Below are 16,593 nucleotides of genomic sequence, written 5' to 3'. Positions count from 1 at the left end.
TCCGTGCCCTTTTGTCAAGCACTTTTTTCTGGAACCTTTTTGCCGTCTTGCCCGACAGCGTTTATTATCTTACTAAAACAGCTCGCTTTTGTCAACTGCTTTTGCTCGATTTTTTTGCCTGCCTGCCGGGGCCTCTTGCCTTGCGGCTCATTGCCCGACGACAGTTATTAATACTAGCAATTATTTTTCTTTTTTGCAAGTATTTTTTACAATTTATTGAAGAGACTTACTTCTTTTTTTATGATAAAGTTGTTATATCAAGGTTTAGAGGGGAGTTTTTAAAATAAAAAATTTTGATTTAGCAATTATTGGGGCAGGTCCAGTGGGATTATTCTGTGCTAATTTTGCTCATCTTCATGGATTAAAAACTATAGTTTTTGACTCACTTGCAGAAGTTGGAGGACAACCCAAACTACTTTATCCATTTAAAAAAATTTTGGACATACCGGCTTTTAGTTCTGTTCTTGCTTGCGAATTAATCGAAAAATTACAAACTGACAACAAGCAAAATGCAACTTTTATCTTAAGTCATCCTGTCGTAGATCTTAAAAAAGCAGACAGGAAATTTATTATTGATAATAGTTTTTCTGTAAAAAGCGTAATTATTGCAACAGGAACCGGATCGTTTACTCCTAAAAAGTTTCCGCTAAAAATGGATAATGAAATCGAAAAAAGAGTTCACTACTATGTTAGAGATCCTCAAAAATTTAAAAATCAAAAAATAGGAGTCTTTGGTGGAGGTGATTCTGCTCTTGATTGGGCAACTGAACTAGCAGCTCAGCCAGGAACGAAAATTAATTTAATTCATAGAAGAAATGAATTTCGTGGTTTGGAATCCAGTATTCAAAAACTTAAAAGTTTAAAAAATGTTGAAGTACAAACGCCCTATCTTCCTAAATCAATTCAAATCAGAGATAATCTACTTAATATCGGTTTAAAAGAAATGGGAACCAGCAACATTATTCATGAACGATTTGATCAAATAATAGTTGGCTATGGCTTCCGTGCTAATAACCAATTTGTAAAAAAGTGGGGTGTCAACTTAAACAATAATCAAATTGAAGTATCACGCTCTATGGAAACAAACATATCCGGCATCTATGCAATTGGTGATGTATCAACGTATTCCGGACGTGTACCTCTTATTGGACTTGGATTTGGAGAGGCACAAATTGCAATTACTACAATTATGCGTGCGCTTTTTCCCGAAAAGACCTTAACAATTCATTCAACCAGTATTTAGGAGATGTTTATGACAATAATCAATTTTATTCTGCATATCGACCATCATCTGATTGAAATAGTTAATCAGTTTGGCAATTGGACATACTTGATTATCTTTGCCATTATTTTTATTGAAACTGGATTAGTTATTTTCCCCTTTTTACCAGGTGATTCACTAATTTTTGCTGCCAGTTCTTTAGCAGTTAACCCAGAATATAATTTGAACATTTGGTGGATTTATTTTTCAGTATTGCTTGCGGCTATCTTAGGCGATGCTTGCAATTATGAAATAGGGGCTTGGTCTGTAAGACAAGGTACAAAACATACTTGGTTTAACAGGCTGATTAACCAAAAAAATCGTCTGGCCGCTGAAAACTTTTTCAACAGACACGGGCCAATCACCATTGTTATTGGCAGATTCATTCCCTTTATTAGGACATTTGTTCCCTTTATCTCTGGTGGCAGCAAAATGCATTATGGCAAATTTGCACTTTATAATGTAATTGGTGGAATAATTTGGAGTGGTCTATTTACGATATTGGGCGCATTCTTTGGTAACATACCATTTGTGAAAGAGCATTTCTCAATGTTGCTAATCGCAATTATCCTAATTTCTGTTTTACCGATCTTAATAGTTGCAATAAAAAAACGAATTAAAAACAAAGAGTCTGAGAAAAAACTCTAACCTAACTAAAAAAGGCCGACAAATCACGTCAATAAAACGTTGATTTGTCGGTCTTTTTAAATTGTGAAATTTTTTAATTTAACTTCAAAGAACACTTTTTTCCCAGACTTTTTATTTTTGCAACAATTTATCAGCAAAATACAGTTCATAAACAATACCCGCAATTGCAAAACAAGATGCAAAAAAACCTTCAGTGAGGACATTAATAATTGGATCTGTCACTGGATCAAATAGCCAGGTATTGCTGCCTGCAAAAAATAAATGATGAAAAGTGATAAAAAAATTGTCAAAATTAGTCAGTGCAAATGGCAACATTGCAACTGGCAGCAATAAAAACAATAATGCCCATACTTTATTTAAACGCAAAAATTTTTTATTTCGTCTTTGACACCAAAAAAGTATTATTAAACAACACAGAAAAGCAATAATTGCCAATACAAACAATTTTTTGACATCTGCAAAATGACCTGCAGCCATTGAGGAAGTAGGCAAATTACTCATTCGCAATTTACGCTTAAAGGGCCAAATTAAATACCACATTAATTGATCGTAATTGCTCATTACTTGGCCAATTGACAAATTCACTGTTTTATTCGTTTTTTGCACCAAAACAAAGACAAATAATAAGGGCCAACTAGCAACCAGTGCCGTTACAACACTAGTAGAAACAGCAAAAATAAAATGGTAAATAATAGTTAGGATATTATTTCTTTTATTCATAATTTAACCTGATCTAAGCTGTCAACCAAAATTGTAGGTTGCTTTTTACCGTCAATATCCGCAACTTGTGTAATACCGGTAGTTACCAGCAATTGGTCAACATGGCTGTTAAACCCTGCCTTGATATCAGTATCGTAATTGTCACCTACTAAAAGCGTATCTTTTTTAGCAAAATGAAATTTATCTAACAACATATCAATAATCACAGAAGATGGTTTTCCAATAAAAAACGGCTCTCGTCCACTTGAAGCTGCAATCATTGCACACTGAGAACCATTGCCAGGCATTAAACCTTTTTCACTAGGCAAATTTAAATCCGCATTAGTACCAATAAATGTAGCTCCTTTTCTTATTGCACTCACAGCTACTTGAATTTTATGGTAAGTCAAATCCGTATCCATCCCGACCACAACGTATTCTGGATTAGAATCATTAAGCTCAAAAGCCGGGTTTTGCATAAATTCACGCCATAATCCAATTTGGCCAATTATATAAACACCAATTTTGTTGGTGCGCTTTTTTTCATTATTTAGAATATAACTTACTGTTGCCATACACGGCGTATAAATATGTTCAGTATCAGTTTGGACGCCATGAATTTTAAGCTTATCCACTACCATTTCCGGAGTGCGAGTCGTATTATTAGTCAGAAAAATATAGTCCTTATGCTTTTGCTCAAGACGCTTAACAAAACGGACCCCAGAAGCAATAGTTTCCTTACCGCGATAAATCGTGCCATCGAGATCGATTAAAAATAAACGGTAATCTTTCACTTACTTACCGCCCTTTCTTTTTTTAATTACAAAAGAATGATGGTTTGCTCGTTCCTTTTTAACGGCTACTGTTTCAGGTCTTTTGATTCTATTCGGACGCACATGATAGCTTTTAAAAGATTTATTCAGTTTTCTTCTATGCAAACCCTGCGCCTTGTTCTTAAACGAATTTTTCCGCCTTTTTCTTTTATTGTAATGATAATGATGCACTGGACTTAAAAGCTGTAGAACAAAATATGGTCCACCCGGATTGCAATATTCTAGTAAATAGTCAGCAATAGTCTGCTTTTTTCGATCTATTGCTGTTTGGGCATTATCCTGGTAGAAACCCTTTAAACGCAAATGTTCACTTGATACATCACCTACAATAAAATCATATTGATCTAAATAAGGATCATATTTTTGACGCAACAGCTCAAGGTCAAGTGCTTCATTCTTATTAACCACAACCTGATAAAGTTGTTTATTTATTTTCAGCTGATCATTATTTAGGCTTACAACAGCCAAGGGATGCCGCAATGGTTGATCCCGTTCAAATTTATTATCTTTAGCTTTTCTGTGGCTCGTTTGCTCTACCATTATTTTCACTTCCCGCTAACGGATATTTTTTTGCTAAATAATCTCCTATCACTTCACGCAAAAATTTGGGAAATAAGAAATCATTATCACCAACTATTGCCAAAGTAGGGAAAAAAGGCACTAGAACATAATGATCCAAAACAGCAATTTGATATTCCTGGTAGGGATCGACTTCTTTGCCATTTACAAAAACTACTCTACTCATAGGATCAAACTTGATTCCTTTGTAGTACATTTGACCAAAAATTTTCCCGCGAAAACTCATGCCCTGCAAAGGAAACTTGTCTAAAAAGTGCCTATTTTTTTCAATTTCCATAATCAGGCGCCACAAATCACTGCCCTTTAAAGTAGAGCGTACAACATGCATGGAATGTGGCAGAGCCCTTTGTAAGTCAAATTTAGTTAAAATACCCTTTTTAAATGGTGTTAAAAAAAGACCTGAACTAAGCATAGCTAAATTTGTTCCGGCAAAATTTGCAATAGCATCCATAGAAACCTGAAGGGCAGCCTCACGGTCATTATCATATTTTTCAGGCAAATCAGCCACAAGTTCATGACTTAAAATTTCTTTTCCCTTTTGCCTATAGCCTAAAATAGTTTCCTCATCATCTAGATTAGACTTCATCAAGCTGGTAGGTTCAACATGTGGAGTAATCTTTTGCACATGATGATGATCATCGATTTCCATATAAGTGTCACCCACATAATTGCCCCATTTACCTGTTTGGGTAATCCACACACTTTTCACCTTTTTACCATGTGGCAGCAAGTCATGACTATGTCCTCCCACAATTAAATCAATTTCAGGATAATTTTTGGCTAAAAAAGTGTCCATATTTAAACCAATGTGTGTTATTAAAATTAACACATCATATTGACCCCTCATTTTGGGCAAAACGTTATCCATCGTTTCTTTCAACATTTTAACGTGCCAGTGATTAGGCTCATAAGAAAGAGGATACGCAGCAGTCAAACCAATTAAACCAATTCGAGTGCCTTTTTCGGTAAGCAAAATTTTATCTTGAACAGCCCAATGAGGCATTGAACCGTCTTCTTCGCGCAGGTTCGCTAAAATAACGGGAAAATTAGCATGATCAAACAATTTTTCTACAACACAATGTGAGTTGGAAATTCCTTCATTATTGCCAATAGTAATTGCGTCATAATGAAATGAGTTCATTAGCTTAATGTTAGCTTGGCCGTACGTCGCATCAGTCAAAGGATGAGAACGATCCATGAAGTCGCCAGCATCAAAAGTAAAAACCTGATCGACAGATTTATCTTTTTGCGCTGCTCTTAAATAACGGCCAATTTTGGGGAAATGTTCGAAATGTGAATGTAAATCATTAGTGTGTAAAATGCGAATTTTTTCCATTATCCTGCTCTCTATCCAATTTGATTAGATTTCAAAACCATATTATATGCATCTAAGACTTTTCCTTTTGGCTTTTTCCATTCCACCCAATCAGGATTTTTCCAGTCATCTTCATTAGTCAAAGTTTCAAGCTGATAGTTTTTATTAATATATTTTTCATAGGTAATAAGGGCTTTAGTACGTGGAATATTCAATTGCAAAATACGCACGCTTTTTATTTTTCCGCGATCAGCTGCCAGTTCAGCTATCCCATTTTGGTCAATATTGGCAATTTCGAAATACTTACTGCCGTCATTGCGTACTATTTCTTCAATTAAATCCAACTCTTCATATTGTTCATTCATTAATATCCCCCACATAAATTAATTCTGTGACATGTAGCAAAAAATGTGCAACCATGCTATTGTAGTTAACAATAGAGGTGTACACATGAAATATCAAAGCCAATTAATCAGGGCTCTAGTTTTTAGCATCATTTTTATTACAACCTGTGGTTTTACTGTGGTCGGCCATCGCGGAGATCCCAGCAAATATCCTGAAGAAACTATTCAAAGTGACAACTCTGCCTTTAATTCGGGTGCTGATTATGTTGAACTTGACCTCCATCTTTCTGCAGATGGGGAGTTAGTTGTTTCACACGATGATGACTTGTTTCGCGTGACCCATACACATGCAATTGTATCACAAAATAATTGGCGGGCACTTAACGAGTTAACCTATGACAACGGTGAACATGTCATGAGTTTACCACAAATATTTGATTACTATCAAAAAAGACCAAATACAAAATTTATTCTCGAAACCAAAATAGATCATTCTTCAGATCCATCTTATGAATTAGAAGATCAGATTGCAGCGACTATCAAAAAGTATCATATGGAGAAACGGGTTATGATCCATTCTTTCTCAGTTGCCAGCTTGTTTCACTTCCGTAAAATTATGCCAGACGCCTATTTAATCTTAATTGTGGGCAGCCTTAAAAGAATAAATTTTAGTAATTTACCCCAGGTAAATGCCGTTAATGTTTCTTCTGATTTAATTTTAAATCATGCCTGGCTGATACATTGGCTGCATCAGCTAAATAAACAGGTTTTTGTGTGGACTGAAATGGATGAATCCCCTGATTTATGGCAATGGCTAATTAACAAGAATGTTGATGGCGTCGTAACTAACTTTCCGAGTACTGGTTTCAAATACAAATTGGCAAAGGAAGGTACTAAAAAGTACGATATTCATCGCAGTGGCAGTTATTTGGGTAAAAAGAAGACTAGGACTATGATCAACCCTTATGTGCGGGATAAGCAAAATAAATTTGTTTATCCGGGGCAAAAATTTGAGGTAATGTACGGGGTCAGAGCCCATAACCAGCTTTACTATCAAATTGCCAACCAGACTTTTATCTCGGCAGAATTTGTTAACATGGATTTAAAGCCTGAAGATATCGCACCTTATCAAAATAAGCAAGTGTTAGCCAAACCTCAACAAGATGTTCATGTTTACCGTTTTCCTGATAATCAATCAAAGACTAACAAAGTTTTACCTGATAATACTTTGTTAAAAATAGAGAACTTCAATGGCAGTCCCAAAAGTTTATGGCTGTATACATCCTTAGGCTGGGTCAAAGCACAAGATATTCTGTTCTACGGCTTTTTTGACCAAACCAGTTGGCAAGATTATCGTCATTTACCTCGCATGAGTCGCTATTCCAATATTGCCTTAACTCCTTATTTACCATTACAATCTGCTAAACCGCTAAATACTTGGCAGCAGATAAAACAAATTCAAAAATTAACCACTAAAAAAGTGCTGCATTACTAACATGCAACACTTTTTATATAATAAACGATTTTTACTCATTTGTTGTACTTTGTTTTTTCAATATTTCATAAGGCAGTTCAATCTGGGTTTCTGGTACTTCTTCATTATTCATTAGCTTAGTGAGCATTCTCATTGCTACTGCGCCAATATCATAAAGTGGTTGCCGAATAGCTGTTAAAGCGGGACGTACAACTGATGCAATTTGCGTGGCACTTGCTGTTATTATTTCTAATTCTTCCGGTACTTTTTTACCAGCATCAATTGCTGAATTCAAAATTCCGACAGCAGTAACATCACGGGTTACAATTACACCATCGACATCATCGTGATCTAACTGAGACAATAAATTATAACCATCAGAATGATCTTTAACATTAGAATAAATATGACCCTCACCCAAATTATGATCAGCCATGAATTTCTTGTAAGCTGGAATTCTGTTTTGTACGTTAACTACAGTATCAGGATTGCCTATAACTAAAGCCAAGTTCTTTCTACCATCATTATAAAGAAGGTTTAAAGCTTCGGTATCGGCCTTTTTATAATCTATAGCAACCGACGGGAATTCACTATGACTATCTTTAGTCCCCGCCAGAACTACTGGAGTATCGGTACGCTTAAATGCTTCAACCGCTTCTTCAGGCAATGTATCCGACATGTAAATTACGCCATCAACCTGTTTATTAAGCAGCCCTTGAATCGCCTGGTCTTCTCTCATCAAACGGTTTTCAATACTGGTAATAATAATATTATATTTGTATAAAAGAGCAATATCATCAATACCTTTTGACAATTCTGCAAAATAAAGGTTGGTTAAATCTGGCACGATTAAACCAACCGTAGTAGTTCTCTTAGACGCAAGTCCTTGTGCTACTGCATTGGGCTGATAGTGCAACCGGTTGATTACTTTCATTACTCGATCGCGCGTATCTTTACGCACATTTGTATTGCCGTTAACTACTCGTGAAACTGTGGCCATCGAGACTTTAGCCTCACGAGCTACATCATAAATTGTTATATCTTGTTTACGCATTCTTGGTTCCCCCATCTTATTTTTACTATTATAGAATTTATCATCTTTTCTCAAAAAGTGCAAACGTTTACAACTATTCTTTCATTTTTTCAAGGCAAGAACATGATATACTTTCTTTAACTGAAAATTCAAGATGGAAGGAAGAAGCTATGAATTTAACAAAATTACAAGAATGGCTGCAAAGTTCTGATAAGGATGTAGCCTATATTTCTAACCCAACTACGATTGCCTACTTTACTGGATATGATATGGAACCCCATGAACGAATTTTTGCCCTTTTAGCATTTAAGGATCAGGATCCGTTTATGTTTGTGCCAGCTTTAAACGTTGAAGAAGCAAAAAACTCTGCTTGGAACGGTGACGTTTACGGTTATCTGGATTCAGAAAATCCGTGGAAAATTATTGCTGACAAGGTAAAAAGCAGAACAAAAGAGTATCAAAAATGGGCTGTAGAGAAAAACAACCTTTCTGTTTCCCACTACCAACTCATTCACGCACAATTTCCAGATGCAAATTTTGACGGTGACGTTTCGAATTTTGTTAATAAAATTCGCCTTTATAAAACTCCTCAGGAAATTAAAGAATTGCAAGCTGCAGGACGTGAAGCAGATTTTGCATTTCAAATTGGCTTCGATGCTATTAAAGAAGGCGTAACTGAGAGATACATAGCAGGACAAATTGAGTATCAGCTCAAAGTGCAAAAAGGAGTAATGCATGAAAGTTTTGAAACTATTGTGCAGGCTGGTGCCAATGCTGCAAATCCTCATCTAGGTCCTACTATGAATAAAGTTAAGCCAAATGAATTAGTTCTTTTTGATCTGGGTACTATGCACAATGGTTATGCTTCAGATTCTAGTCGTACTGTTGCTTATGGCGAGCCAACGGCTAAGGAAAGAGAAATTTATGAAATTGATCGTGAAGCTCAACAAGCTGCTATCGATGCGGTCAGACCTGGCATGACAGCTTCTGAACTCGACAGTGTTGCCCGGGATATCATTACAAAAGCCGGCTATGGAGAATATTTTATTCACCGTTTAGGTCATGGCATTGGCAAGGAAGTTCACGAATACCCGTCAATTGTCCAAGGTAATGACCTCATAATTGAGGAGGGAATGTGTTTTTCAATTGAACCCGGGATTTACATTCCAAATGTTGCGGGTGTCAGAATTGAAGATTGCGGAGTCGTTACTAAAGATGGTTATGAACCATTTACTCACACCAGTAAGGAACTCAAAGTTCTGCCTCTTTAAAAACAAGAATTTAACTTACTTGACCACATAAAAATGGCACTAGCAGCAATATCTCATCTGCTAGTGCCATTTTTTATTAATTTTATGGTCTGGAATATGGGTCAACTGGTGCATCAGATGGATCAGATGGACCTTCTGGTTTTGGAGGCTCCGGTTGATTAAAATCATCATTTGATTCTGCATGATGCAGATCATTCGCTACATCTTGAGCATGATCTTTTTGTTGAGCATCATCATCTTTTGAATTATCAATAACGATATCATCAAAATCCTTTAGTTCTGAATCATCTTCTACATTTTTAGGGAATGAAGCCAGTTGATTCTTCACAATTTCGGTACCGTTATCATATTTCTTCTTTAAATCCTGAACAGTTTCATTGTTCTTAACTTTTTTCTTTAATTCGTCGATTTGGTCATCACTCACTAAGAGAGAACCAGCAAGAAACCCTGCTGCAGTCCCGACAATAGTACCCAAAACAAAACTTACAAACTTTTTCATAAAAGTAACTCCTTTTACTAATCTTCACCTTTACGTCGCTTATGCCGTGCAAACACCGATGCTAAAGCAGATGACATCAATCCGTTACGTTTCCAATGAAAATTATTGAAACGTTTTGCCATTTTTCTGGTAGAGGTATTAACATCTGAAACGCTTTCGCCTAGATCAGCTGCTGCCTGAACAACAGGATCAATAGTTTTCATTTTAACATTAACATCTGCTAACAGGACATTGGTTTTGTCCAGCAAATCTCCTGTCTGATGCAGTAAACCATTAACATCTTCAGAAATTTGCTGAATAGACTCGTTAGCACTTTGGATTGCTTTTTCAGCTTCTCTAGTCGCCTTTGCGGCACGAATAAGCACTGGAATTGTGAAAAGTACTAAAATTAATAATGCAATGGCAGCAATCAACCCTGCTAATGCACCATAAGAAAATTTCATCTTTTACCTCCAATTCTATACCTAAAAAAAGTCTAGCATGAAAATGCTTTAATCTCAATCCATATGTCATATTTTGTTATAGTTAATATGTATATACGAAAGGTAATTACCATGAATAAAATATTTCAAATCAACAAAAATGTACTCAAATTTAATTGGGATAGAGTAGGCGAACAAGTTTTGGCAATTGTCTGGCAGCTTGCAATTTCATCCCTAGTTTTTTATTTAATTGATCATTTTGGCAAAAAAATTATCAACCACTATTTAAAACGCAGTAAAAGAAAACAAAATAAGAGAACGCAAACTGTAACAGCATTAATTAACAGTATTTTTGAATATACGGTAATCTTTTTTTATTTATTCGCAGTTTTATCGATTTTAGGCATTCCTGTTGGAACTCTGCTTGCAAGTGCCGGTATTTTTTCATTAGCTTTAGGTATGGGCGCACAAGGATTTGTGAGTGATTTGGTCAACGGCTTTTTCATCTTAAGCGAAGATCAGTTTGATGTAGGTGACATTGTTTCTATCAACAACCAAACGGGTGTTGTAGTTCAGTTGGGTCTAAGAACTACCAGGCTTAAAGGATCTGATGGTTCTATTATCTACATACCCAACCGCAACATTTCAATAGTCCAAAATCTGGCTCACGGCGGTATTGGTTTGGATATAACAATGCAGCTTAAAGCCAATAATGATTTTGCAAAAGTTCATGATCTTATTAGCCAAATAAATAATAAATTGAGTACTAATTTTAGTTTCCTAGTGCAAGAACCTAAAATAGTTGGGATCACGGAACAAACAGCACAGACTGTCAATTATGTTGTTCATTTTCAAGTTAAACCAGGTCACGAAAAAGAAGTTCAAGATGAGTACCTAACACAATACTTAAAAGTTTTACCAGAAAATAAAATTTTACTAGCAGAATAAAACAAAAACTGATAAACATCACATAAGGCAAATTCAGCGAAATTATTATTCTTGTTGAAATATTGCTTGAGATTTTTATCAGTTTTTTGCTTATTCAAATTGAGCCAGCCAATTAGGTAATTCTTTGAGCAGTTGGGATATCGCTTTTCCCCGATGAGAAAGGCTGTTTTTTTCAGCGATTGTCATCTCTGCAAATGTTTTCTGTTTTTCTGGTACATAAAAAAGCGGATCATAACCAAATCCATCATCGCCCTGAGGAGCTGGCAATATCAATCCTTCGCATTGCCCTGAAACAACCAAATCATGGTCAAAATGACCAGGTTTAGACACTACGATTGTAGTGTTAAATCTAGCAGTCCGTTTCTTTAAGGGTACTCCACCAAGTTCTGCCAGCAATTTGGCATTATTTTTTTGGTCATTATGTTCCGGACCGGCAAAACGCGCAGAATGAACTCCGGGAGCACCATCAAGTGCGTCAACGATTAATCCAGAATCATCAGCTATTGTCAACATATGGCTGTAATCTGCTAACTCGTGGGCCTTCAACTTAGCATTTTGCACAAAAGTTATTCCATATTCATCAACTACAGGCGGTCTATCTAAATCAGCATTGGTTTTGAGGGTAACATTAATTGCAGCCGCTTTAAAAGCTGATTTTAGCTCCTTGACTTTTCCTTTATTGGTGGTGGCAAATAATACTTCCATTTTTTCTCCTTTACTAAAGGTGCTGTGCACTAAATTTCTGATCCTGTAATACTTTTTTACCAAGTTCATCAAACATTTTGATATCACCTGTAGTATAATACTCGTGCTTCCCTTTAACTGCACTATCAGTGAACATCTGATCACGTTTCATAATATTATATGTATATTGGGCAACTTGATCGGCAGGGTCAATTATTTGCACATCTGGTTTCAAGCACTGGGCAAATTCATTGCGAATAATCGGATAATGAGTACATCCTAAGACTAGAGTATCAATATTTAAATTATTTATTGGCAATAAAATCTTTTTAAGAGCAGAAACATAAGCTTGATGTCCCGCATTGGCTTCAATTAGAGGTACAATTTGTGGAGTAGCTAGTTCGCTCACCGTTATCTCGGGATCACGTGTCTGAATTTCCTTTTGATATGCATGTAAGCCGACAGTCATCTTGGTAGCCACGACTGCAACATTTTTGTTTTTTGTTGCATTTGTTGCTGCAACGGCACCTGATTGGATTACGCCTATAATTTGCGGTTCAATCTCTTTTTGAATAGCTTTCATAGCTACTGCCGTGGCTGTGTTACATGCAAAAATAATCAATTTGACGTTTTTGCTCAGCAAAAAGTTAACACTCTGCTTAGTAAGTGCAATAATTTCTGCTTTAGACTTATCACCATAAGGAATATGAGCATTATCACCAATAAAAACGGTCGCCTCGTATGGCATTTTGGCAATAATTTTTTTGACTACTGTCAACCCGCCAACACCAGAATCTAGCAAGCCGATTGGTCGGTTATCCATTATAAAAGTCTCCCCTAAATAATTTATACTTCAGTCAATTTTACGGTAAAATAAAAGAAAATAAAAGGGATGAATTTCTTTATGCAAAACAATAACGAGCAACACGAACATGTTTATTTTGTGAATCAACTTTATCGTGATTTCTTATTGCCAACAATTTTAGGTGAAGACAATGAAGCAATTCTTTATTGGGGCGGTAAACGAATTGCCCGTAAATATGATTTGTTGTCATTTGAAGACGTGGTTAGCTTCTTTGCAACCACTGAATTTGGCAATTTAGAAAAAGCAAGAAGCCATCACAGCGAAGAAGTATTTAAACTCAAGGGGCAAAATGTGACCGATCGGATTAACAGTGGCAGCCAAGAGTTTTCGCTTGAGGCCGGCATCATTGCAGAAGCAATTGAAAAGGAAACTGGTCGCACAACTGAGTGCGAAATCAAAGTTGATGAACGAAAAAAAGAAGTTAAATTAATCGCTAAGTTTGATTAAACTTCCAGAAACAAATAATTTAGTCTTTTGCTATTTTTGCAATATGATTAAAGTAAGAATGGAGGAAATAAAATGCTTAGAGAATTTAAAGAATTTATTCAACGTGGTAATGTTATTGATCTGGCTGTGGGTGTAATTATTGGTGGAGCTTTTACCAACATTGTTAATTCATTGGTAAACAATTTAATCAATCCCCTTTTGGGTTTATTTATCGGACGAATCGATCTATCCAATTTGGTATTTAAAGCCGGTGGGGCCACATTTAAATACGGTGAGTTTATCAATACTGTAATTAATTTCCTGATTATAGCATTCATAGTTTTCTTACTAGTCAAAGCTGTCAATAAAGTAATGAGGCACAATGATCAAAAGCAACCTGCTGGTCCATCTGCTGAAGACTATCTCAAAGAAATTCGGGACTTATTAAAAGAAAAAAGCAATTAAAAAAAATTCCTGCACAAGCAGGAATTTTTTATTTTGTGTATTGATCTAAAATCTGACTCAGTTTGGCTTTTGGAGTATAGCCGGTAATCCGGTCCACAATTTCACCGTTCTTTTTAATTAATAAAGTGGGAATGGCCATTACTCCCAAAGAGCTTGGTACTTCTTTATTTTGATCAACATCCATTTTGGTAAATTTAACGTCTTGTCGCTCTTCTGCCAGTTCATCAACAACTGGTGATTGCATTTTACAAGGACCACACCAGGTTGCCCAAAAATCTGTTAAAACTACACCGTCTTTTGTTTCTTCTTCAAAGTTTTGATCTGTAAGCTCATCAACCATGAAAAACCCTCCTTTAAGGAAAAAATAGTTATCTATTGATATTTTCATTATAGCAAGCAGACTTACTTTTTACAAGTAAAGCATTTTATTGTAAATGAACAATAGTAGCTCCGTTGCCACCCTCATTTGCCGGAGCGTAGTTATAACTTTTCACATGCTTGCTTGATTTTAAATACTGCCAAACTCCTTTTCTAATTGCGCCGGTGCCAATGCCATGAATAATCGTGACAACATCAAGTCCTGCCAACAATACAGAATCTATATAGCGATCGAGATTAGTCATCGCTTCGTCATAACGCTGACCGCGCAAGTCAAGCTCACTTCTCACATTGCTCCGCCTGCTTGCACTAATAGCGCGAACTTGCTTAGTAGATTGTGATTCTTTTTGTGATCCGATTTTTTCAATGTCGCGATCACTGACTTTAACTTTTATGATGCCCATTTGGACTTCATATTCATGTTCGGATAATTTTTTAGTAATAGTGCCAGTTTGTCCATAAGACAGTACTTTTACCTTATCGCCCACATTGACATGATGACGTCTTTTTTCACGTTGCAAAACGCGATTATGAGCCAAATTTTCATTTTGCCGTGCAAGTTGATTAAATTGACCTTTAGCAGCAATGATTTCATTTTGTTTAACTTCGCCCTTTTGCTGTTCAAGCTGCTCTATGATCTTATCAGCCTTTTTGCGACTTTTAGCGACTACTTCATTGGCTCTTTCTTGTGCAAATTCCAACTGCTTTTGCACCCGCTGATTATACCAATCCAAAGCCTGTTGTAACTTTAGTTCAAGTTTCTTAGCTCGATCAAGACTAGTTGTTAAATGACTGCGAGCATCTGAAGCAGCTTTAGTTTGTTTGGTTAACTCGGAAATCATTTGGTTAATATCAACGTTTTCATCACTCATTAACCCTTGAGCGTTTTTAACCACATCCTCACGCATCCCCAGTCTGCGAGCAATAGCAAAAGCATTACTGTGCCCTGGAATACCAATTTGTAAACGATAGGTTGGGGACAGTGTTTTAAGATCAAATTCCATAGAGGCATTAGTCGTTCTTTCCCGATTATAACCATAAAGTTTAAGTTCTGGGTAATGTGTGGTAACGATTATTTTAGCCTTTTTTTGACGTAAAAAATCCAAAATACTAATTGCGAGACTGGCTCCTTCTTCTGGATCCGTCCCAGCTCCAATTTCATCAATTAAAACAAGAGTTTGAGCATTAACATTTTTCATTATTTTAACAATATCGTTAATATGTGAGGAAAAAGTACTAAGCGATTGCTCAATAGATTGTTCATCCCCAATATCAGCGCAAACGTCCCTAAAGACTCCCGCTTTACTGCCTTCTGCTGCTGGGATAAATAACCCTGACTGAGCCATCAATTGTAAAATTCCTGCAGTTTTTAAGGTAATAGTTTTCCCACCAGTGTTGGGGCCAGTAATTAATATAGTATCGTAATCTTCACCAAGTCGTATGTCGTTGGCAACGACTTTTTTAGGGTCAATTAAAGGATGTCGTGCCTGCAAAAATAGTAATGACTGGTTATGAGTCAACTTCGGTTCGGTAGCTTTCATGACATGAGCCAGCTTTGCTTTTGCTTGGATAAAATCAAGTTCAACCAAGGAACTTGCAATTGTATCAATGCTGTCAGCTTCGGCACGTACTAAATCTGACAGATTACGTAAAATCCGGCTAATCTCCCTTTTTTCTTGCGCCAAAAGATTTTGCTGACGATTGTTAAGATTTAAAACTGCACTCGGCTCAATAAATAAAGTTTGGCCACTGGCACTCTGATCGTGAACAACGCCACCAAATTTATTGCGGTATTCTTGCTTAACTGGAATAACATATCTTTCGTCACGAATAGTTACGATTTGTTCAGATAAATACTTGCTGCTATTTCCTTTGGTGTAGCTGTCCATTTTATCTTTGATTTCAGCATCATTGTTTTTGATTTCGCGCCGTAAATGCGATAATTCGCTAGAAGCAGTATCAAGAACTTCCCCGTCAAAATCCAGCGAACGATTAAGTTGCTTAAACAGTGACTGAGGCACGTCCAATTGCATTAAAATCGAATCTATTGCCGTTAAATCCAATTTTTCTTCATCAACATCGCTAAAAAATTCGTTTATTTCATTTGCAAGTGCTAAAACCAGTAATATGTTACCCAACTCTTTAGCGTTCAAATTTGCTTTGATCCGCAAACGTTTAATACTTGGCTCAACATCAGCAAAATCTGTTAAAGGCAGTTGCCCTTTAACACGTAAAATATCAGCTCCAGCCAATGTCTGCTTCAGTGCAAGTTCAACCTGAGCAAAGTCATTACTTGGTACAAGATTTTCAGCTGCCATTTTAGCTGGTCTAGTAATCGCCATTTGCTGCAATTGTTCAGTAATTTTTGCAAATTCTAAAATCTTTAATATTTTATCATTCATTAGTTTTTAAATTATCAATCCTGAATAAAAAAGGCTGGCCCAGCCAG

Annotated in this window: 20 protein-coding genes; 8 read left to right on the top strand and 12 right to left on the bottom strand. The window is 36.2% G+C overall.

What is annotated here, in order from left to right; translation table 11 throughout:
* The 3 genes from ACZ2M0_RS07575 to ACZ2M0_RS07565 form a co-directional block, all read left to right on the top strand.
* Positions 1–287, top strand: a 287-nt coding sequence (locus ACZ2M0_RS07575) for a hypothetical protein (RefSeq protein ID WP_490059032.1), incomplete at its 5' end; no start/stop codon positions are given.
* Positions 288–322: 35 nt separating this feature from the next.
* Positions 323–1,243, top strand: a complete 921-nt coding sequence (locus tag ACZ2M0_RS07570) for an NAD(P)/FAD-dependent oxidoreductase (RefSeq protein WP_490059031.1) — start codon at positions 323–325, stop codon at positions 1,241–1,243.
* Between the two features lie 9 nt (positions 1,244–1,252).
* On the top strand, positions 1,253–1,909 hold the full coding sequence (locus ACZ2M0_RS07565; protein ID WP_490059030.1) for a VTT domain-containing protein: 657 nt from the start codon (positions 1,253–1,255) through the stop codon (positions 1,907–1,909).
* A gap of 111 nt (positions 1,910–2,020) precedes the next feature.
* Here ACZ2M0_RS07565 and ACZ2M0_RS07560 read toward each other — a convergent pair whose 3' ends face one another.
* From ACZ2M0_RS07560 to ACZ2M0_RS07540, 5 genes are read right to left on the bottom strand one after another with little or no spacing between them, the layout of a single operon-like run.
* Complete coding sequence (locus ACZ2M0_RS07560; RefSeq protein ID WP_490059029.1) at positions 2,021–2,629, bottom strand: TIGR01906 family membrane protein; 609 nt, start codon at positions 2,627–2,629, stop codon at positions 2,021–2,023.
* The gene (locus ACZ2M0_RS07555; RefSeq protein ID WP_490059028.1) at positions 2,626–3,402 is read right to left on the bottom strand and encodes a TIGR01457 family HAD-type hydrolase; all 777 of its coding nucleotides are present in this window, start codon (positions 3,400–3,402) and stop codon (positions 2,626–2,628) included. The genes ACZ2M0_RS07560 and ACZ2M0_RS07555 overlap by 4 nt, the downstream gene beginning before the upstream one ends.
* On the bottom strand, positions 3,403–3,981 hold the full coding sequence (locus ACZ2M0_RS07550; RefSeq protein ID WP_223902977.1) for a YutD family protein: 579 nt from the start codon (positions 3,979–3,981) through the stop codon (positions 3,403–3,405).
* Positions 3,950–5,356 carry a bifunctional metallophosphatase/5'-nucleotidase gene (locus ACZ2M0_RS07545; protein ID WP_490059027.1) on the bottom strand — a complete coding sequence of 469 codons (1,407 nt, stop codon included), beginning with the start codon at positions 5,354–5,356 and terminating at the stop codon, positions 3,950–3,952. The genes ACZ2M0_RS07550 and ACZ2M0_RS07545 overlap by 32 nt, the downstream gene beginning before the upstream one ends.
* Positions 5,357–5,367: 11 nt before the next feature.
* Positions 5,368–5,700 carry a hypothetical protein gene (locus ACZ2M0_RS07540; RefSeq protein WP_490059026.1) on the bottom strand — a complete coding sequence of 111 codons (333 nt, stop codon included), beginning with the start codon at positions 5,698–5,700 and terminating at the stop codon, positions 5,368–5,370.
* Positions 5,701–5,785: 85 nt separating this feature from the next.
* Here ACZ2M0_RS07540 and ACZ2M0_RS07535 point away from each other — a divergent pair, with 85 nt between their 5' ends.
* Complete coding sequence (locus ACZ2M0_RS07535) at positions 5,786–7,174, top strand: glycerophosphodiester phosphodiesterase (protein ID WP_490059025.1); 1,389 nt, start codon at positions 5,786–5,788, stop codon at positions 7,172–7,174.
* 31 nt (positions 7,175–7,205) lie between these two features.
* Here ACZ2M0_RS07535 and ACZ2M0_RS07530 read toward each other — a convergent pair whose 3' ends face one another.
* Positions 7,206–8,207, bottom strand: a complete 1,002-nt coding sequence (locus ACZ2M0_RS07530) for a substrate-binding domain-containing protein (RefSeq protein ID WP_490059024.1) — start codon at positions 8,205–8,207, stop codon at positions 7,206–7,208.
* Positions 8,208–8,356: 149 nt separating this feature from the next.
* Between ACZ2M0_RS07530 and ACZ2M0_RS07525 the strand changes: the two genes are divergently transcribed.
* Positions 8,357–9,457 (top strand): aminopeptidase P family protein, encoded by a 1,101-nt coding sequence (locus ACZ2M0_RS07525; protein ID WP_490059023.1) that lies wholly within the window; start codon positions 8,357–8,359, stop codon positions 9,455–9,457.
* 82 nt (positions 9,458–9,539) lie between these two features.
* Here ACZ2M0_RS07525 and ACZ2M0_RS07520 read toward each other — a convergent pair whose 3' ends face one another.
* On the bottom strand, positions 9,540–9,956 hold the full coding sequence (locus ACZ2M0_RS07520; protein ID WP_490059022.1) for a DUF1269 domain-containing family protein: 417 nt from the start codon (positions 9,954–9,956) through the stop codon (positions 9,540–9,542).
* Positions 9,957–9,973: 17 nt separating this feature from the next.
* The gene (locus tag ACZ2M0_RS07515; protein WP_223902983.1) at positions 9,974–10,399 is read right to left on the bottom strand and encodes a DUF948 domain-containing protein; all 426 of its coding nucleotides are present in this window, start codon (positions 10,397–10,399) and stop codon (positions 9,974–9,976) included.
* Positions 10,400–10,510: 111 nt separating this feature from the next.
* Between ACZ2M0_RS07515 and ACZ2M0_RS07510 the strand changes: the two genes are divergently transcribed.
* Entirely contained in the window at positions 10,511–11,326 is an 816-nt protein-coding gene (locus ACZ2M0_RS07510; RefSeq protein WP_490059021.1) for a mechanosensitive ion channel family protein, read from the top strand.
* 90 nt (positions 11,327–11,416) lie between these two features.
* On the opposite strand, the gene ACZ2M0_RS07505 is transcribed toward ACZ2M0_RS07510, so the two are convergent.
* Entirely contained in the window at positions 11,417–12,031 is a 615-nt protein-coding gene (locus ACZ2M0_RS07505) for an XTP/dITP diphosphatase (RefSeq protein ID WP_490059020.1), read from the bottom strand.
* Between the two features lie 13 nt (positions 12,032–12,044).
* Positions 12,045–12,833 (bottom strand): glutamate racemase, encoded by a 789-nt coding sequence (murI, locus tag ACZ2M0_RS07500; RefSeq protein WP_490059019.1) that lies wholly within the window; start codon positions 12,831–12,833, stop codon positions 12,045–12,047.
* A 69-nt stretch (positions 12,834–12,902) separates the two neighbouring features.
* On the opposite strand from murI, the gene ACZ2M0_RS07495 reads away from it, so the two are divergent.
* On the top strand, positions 12,903–13,322 hold the full coding sequence (locus tag ACZ2M0_RS07495; RefSeq protein ID WP_490059018.1) for a YslB family protein: 420 nt from the start codon (positions 12,903–12,905) through the stop codon (positions 13,320–13,322).
* A 72-nt stretch (positions 13,323–13,394) separates the two neighbouring features.
* Positions 13,395–13,766: a large-conductance mechanosensitive channel protein MscL gene (mscL, locus tag ACZ2M0_RS07490; protein ID WP_223902988.1), complete on the top strand. Its 372-nt coding sequence runs from the start codon at positions 13,395–13,397 to the stop codon at positions 13,764–13,766.
* A gap of 28 nt (positions 13,767–13,794) precedes the next feature.
* On the opposite strand, the gene trxA is transcribed toward mscL, so the two are convergent.
* Both trxA and ACZ2M0_RS07480 read right to left on the bottom strand, forming a co-directional pair.
* Complete coding sequence (trxA, locus tag ACZ2M0_RS07485; protein WP_034980713.1) at positions 13,795–14,106, bottom strand: thioredoxin; 312 nt, start codon at positions 14,104–14,106, stop codon at positions 13,795–13,797.
* A gap of 85 nt (positions 14,107–14,191) precedes the next feature.
* The gene (locus tag ACZ2M0_RS07480; RefSeq protein ID WP_490059017.1) at positions 14,192–16,546 is read right to left on the bottom strand and encodes an endonuclease MutS2; all 2,355 of its coding nucleotides are present in this window, start codon (positions 16,544–16,546) and stop codon (positions 14,192–14,194) included.
* Between the last annotated feature and the right edge of the window lie 47 nt (positions 16,547–16,593).

The organism is Lactobacillus sp. VURO6/B1 (VP7) (assembly GCF_058139575.1).
This window is presented reverse-complemented; position numbering and strand designations above follow the sequence as displayed.

Coding starts and splice junctions, on each gene's coding strand:
- ACZ2M0_RS07565 (WP_490059030.1), top strand. CDS start 1,253: ATGACAATAATCAATTTTATTCTGCATATCGACCATCATCTGATTGAA.
- ACZ2M0_RS07560 (WP_490059029.1), bottom strand. CDS start 2,629: ATGAATAAAAGAAATAATATCCTAACTATTATTTACCATTTTATTTTT.
- ACZ2M0_RS07550 (WP_223902977.1), bottom strand. CDS start 3,981: ATGGTAGAGCAAACGAGCCACAGAAAAGCTAAAGATAATAAATTTGAA.
- ACZ2M0_RS07545 (WP_490059027.1), bottom strand. CDS start 5,356: ATGGAAAAAATTCGCATTTTACACACTAATGATTTACATTCACATTTC.
- ACZ2M0_RS07540 (WP_490059026.1), bottom strand. CDS start 5,700: ATGAATGAACAATATGAAGAGTTGGATTTAATTGAAGAAATAGTACGC.
- ACZ2M0_RS07535 (WP_490059025.1), top strand. CDS start 5,786: ATGAAATATCAAAGCCAATTAATCAGGGCTCTAGTTTTTAGCATCATT.
- ACZ2M0_RS07530 (WP_490059024.1), bottom strand. CDS start 8,207: ATGCGTAAACAAGATATAACAATTTATGATGTAGCTCGTGAGGCTAAA.
- ACZ2M0_RS07525 (WP_490059023.1), top strand. CDS start 8,357: ATGAATTTAACAAAATTACAAGAATGGCTGCAAAGTTCTGATAAGGAT.
- ACZ2M0_RS07520 (WP_490059022.1), bottom strand. CDS start 9,956: ATGAAAAAGTTTGTAAGTTTTGTTTTGGGTACTATTGTCGGGACTGCA.
- ACZ2M0_RS07515 (WP_223902983.1), bottom strand. CDS start 10,399: ATGAAATTTTCTTATGGTGCATTAGCAGGGTTGATTGCTGCCATTGCA.
- ACZ2M0_RS07510 (WP_490059021.1), top strand. CDS start 10,511: ATGAATAAAATATTTCAAATCAACAAAAATGTACTCAAATTTAATTGG.
- ACZ2M0_RS07505 (WP_490059020.1), bottom strand. CDS start 12,031: ATGGAAGTATTATTTGCCACCACCAATAAAGGAAAAGTCAAGGAGCTA.
- murI (WP_490059019.1), bottom strand. CDS start 12,833: ATGGATAACCGACCAATCGGCTTGCTAGATTCTGGTGTTGGCGGGTTG.
- ACZ2M0_RS07495 (WP_490059018.1), top strand. CDS start 12,903: ATGAATTTCTTTATGCAAAACAATAACGAGCAACACGAACATGTTTAT.
- mscL (WP_223902988.1), top strand. CDS start 13,395: ATGCTTAGAGAATTTAAAGAATTTATTCAACGTGGTAATGTTATTGAT.
- trxA (WP_034980713.1), bottom strand. CDS start 14,106: ATGGTTGATGAGCTTACAGATCAAAACTTTGAAGAAGAAACAAAAGAC.
- ACZ2M0_RS07480 (WP_490059017.1), bottom strand. CDS start 16,546: ATGAATGATAAAATATTAAAGATTTTAGAATTTGCAAAAATTACTGAA.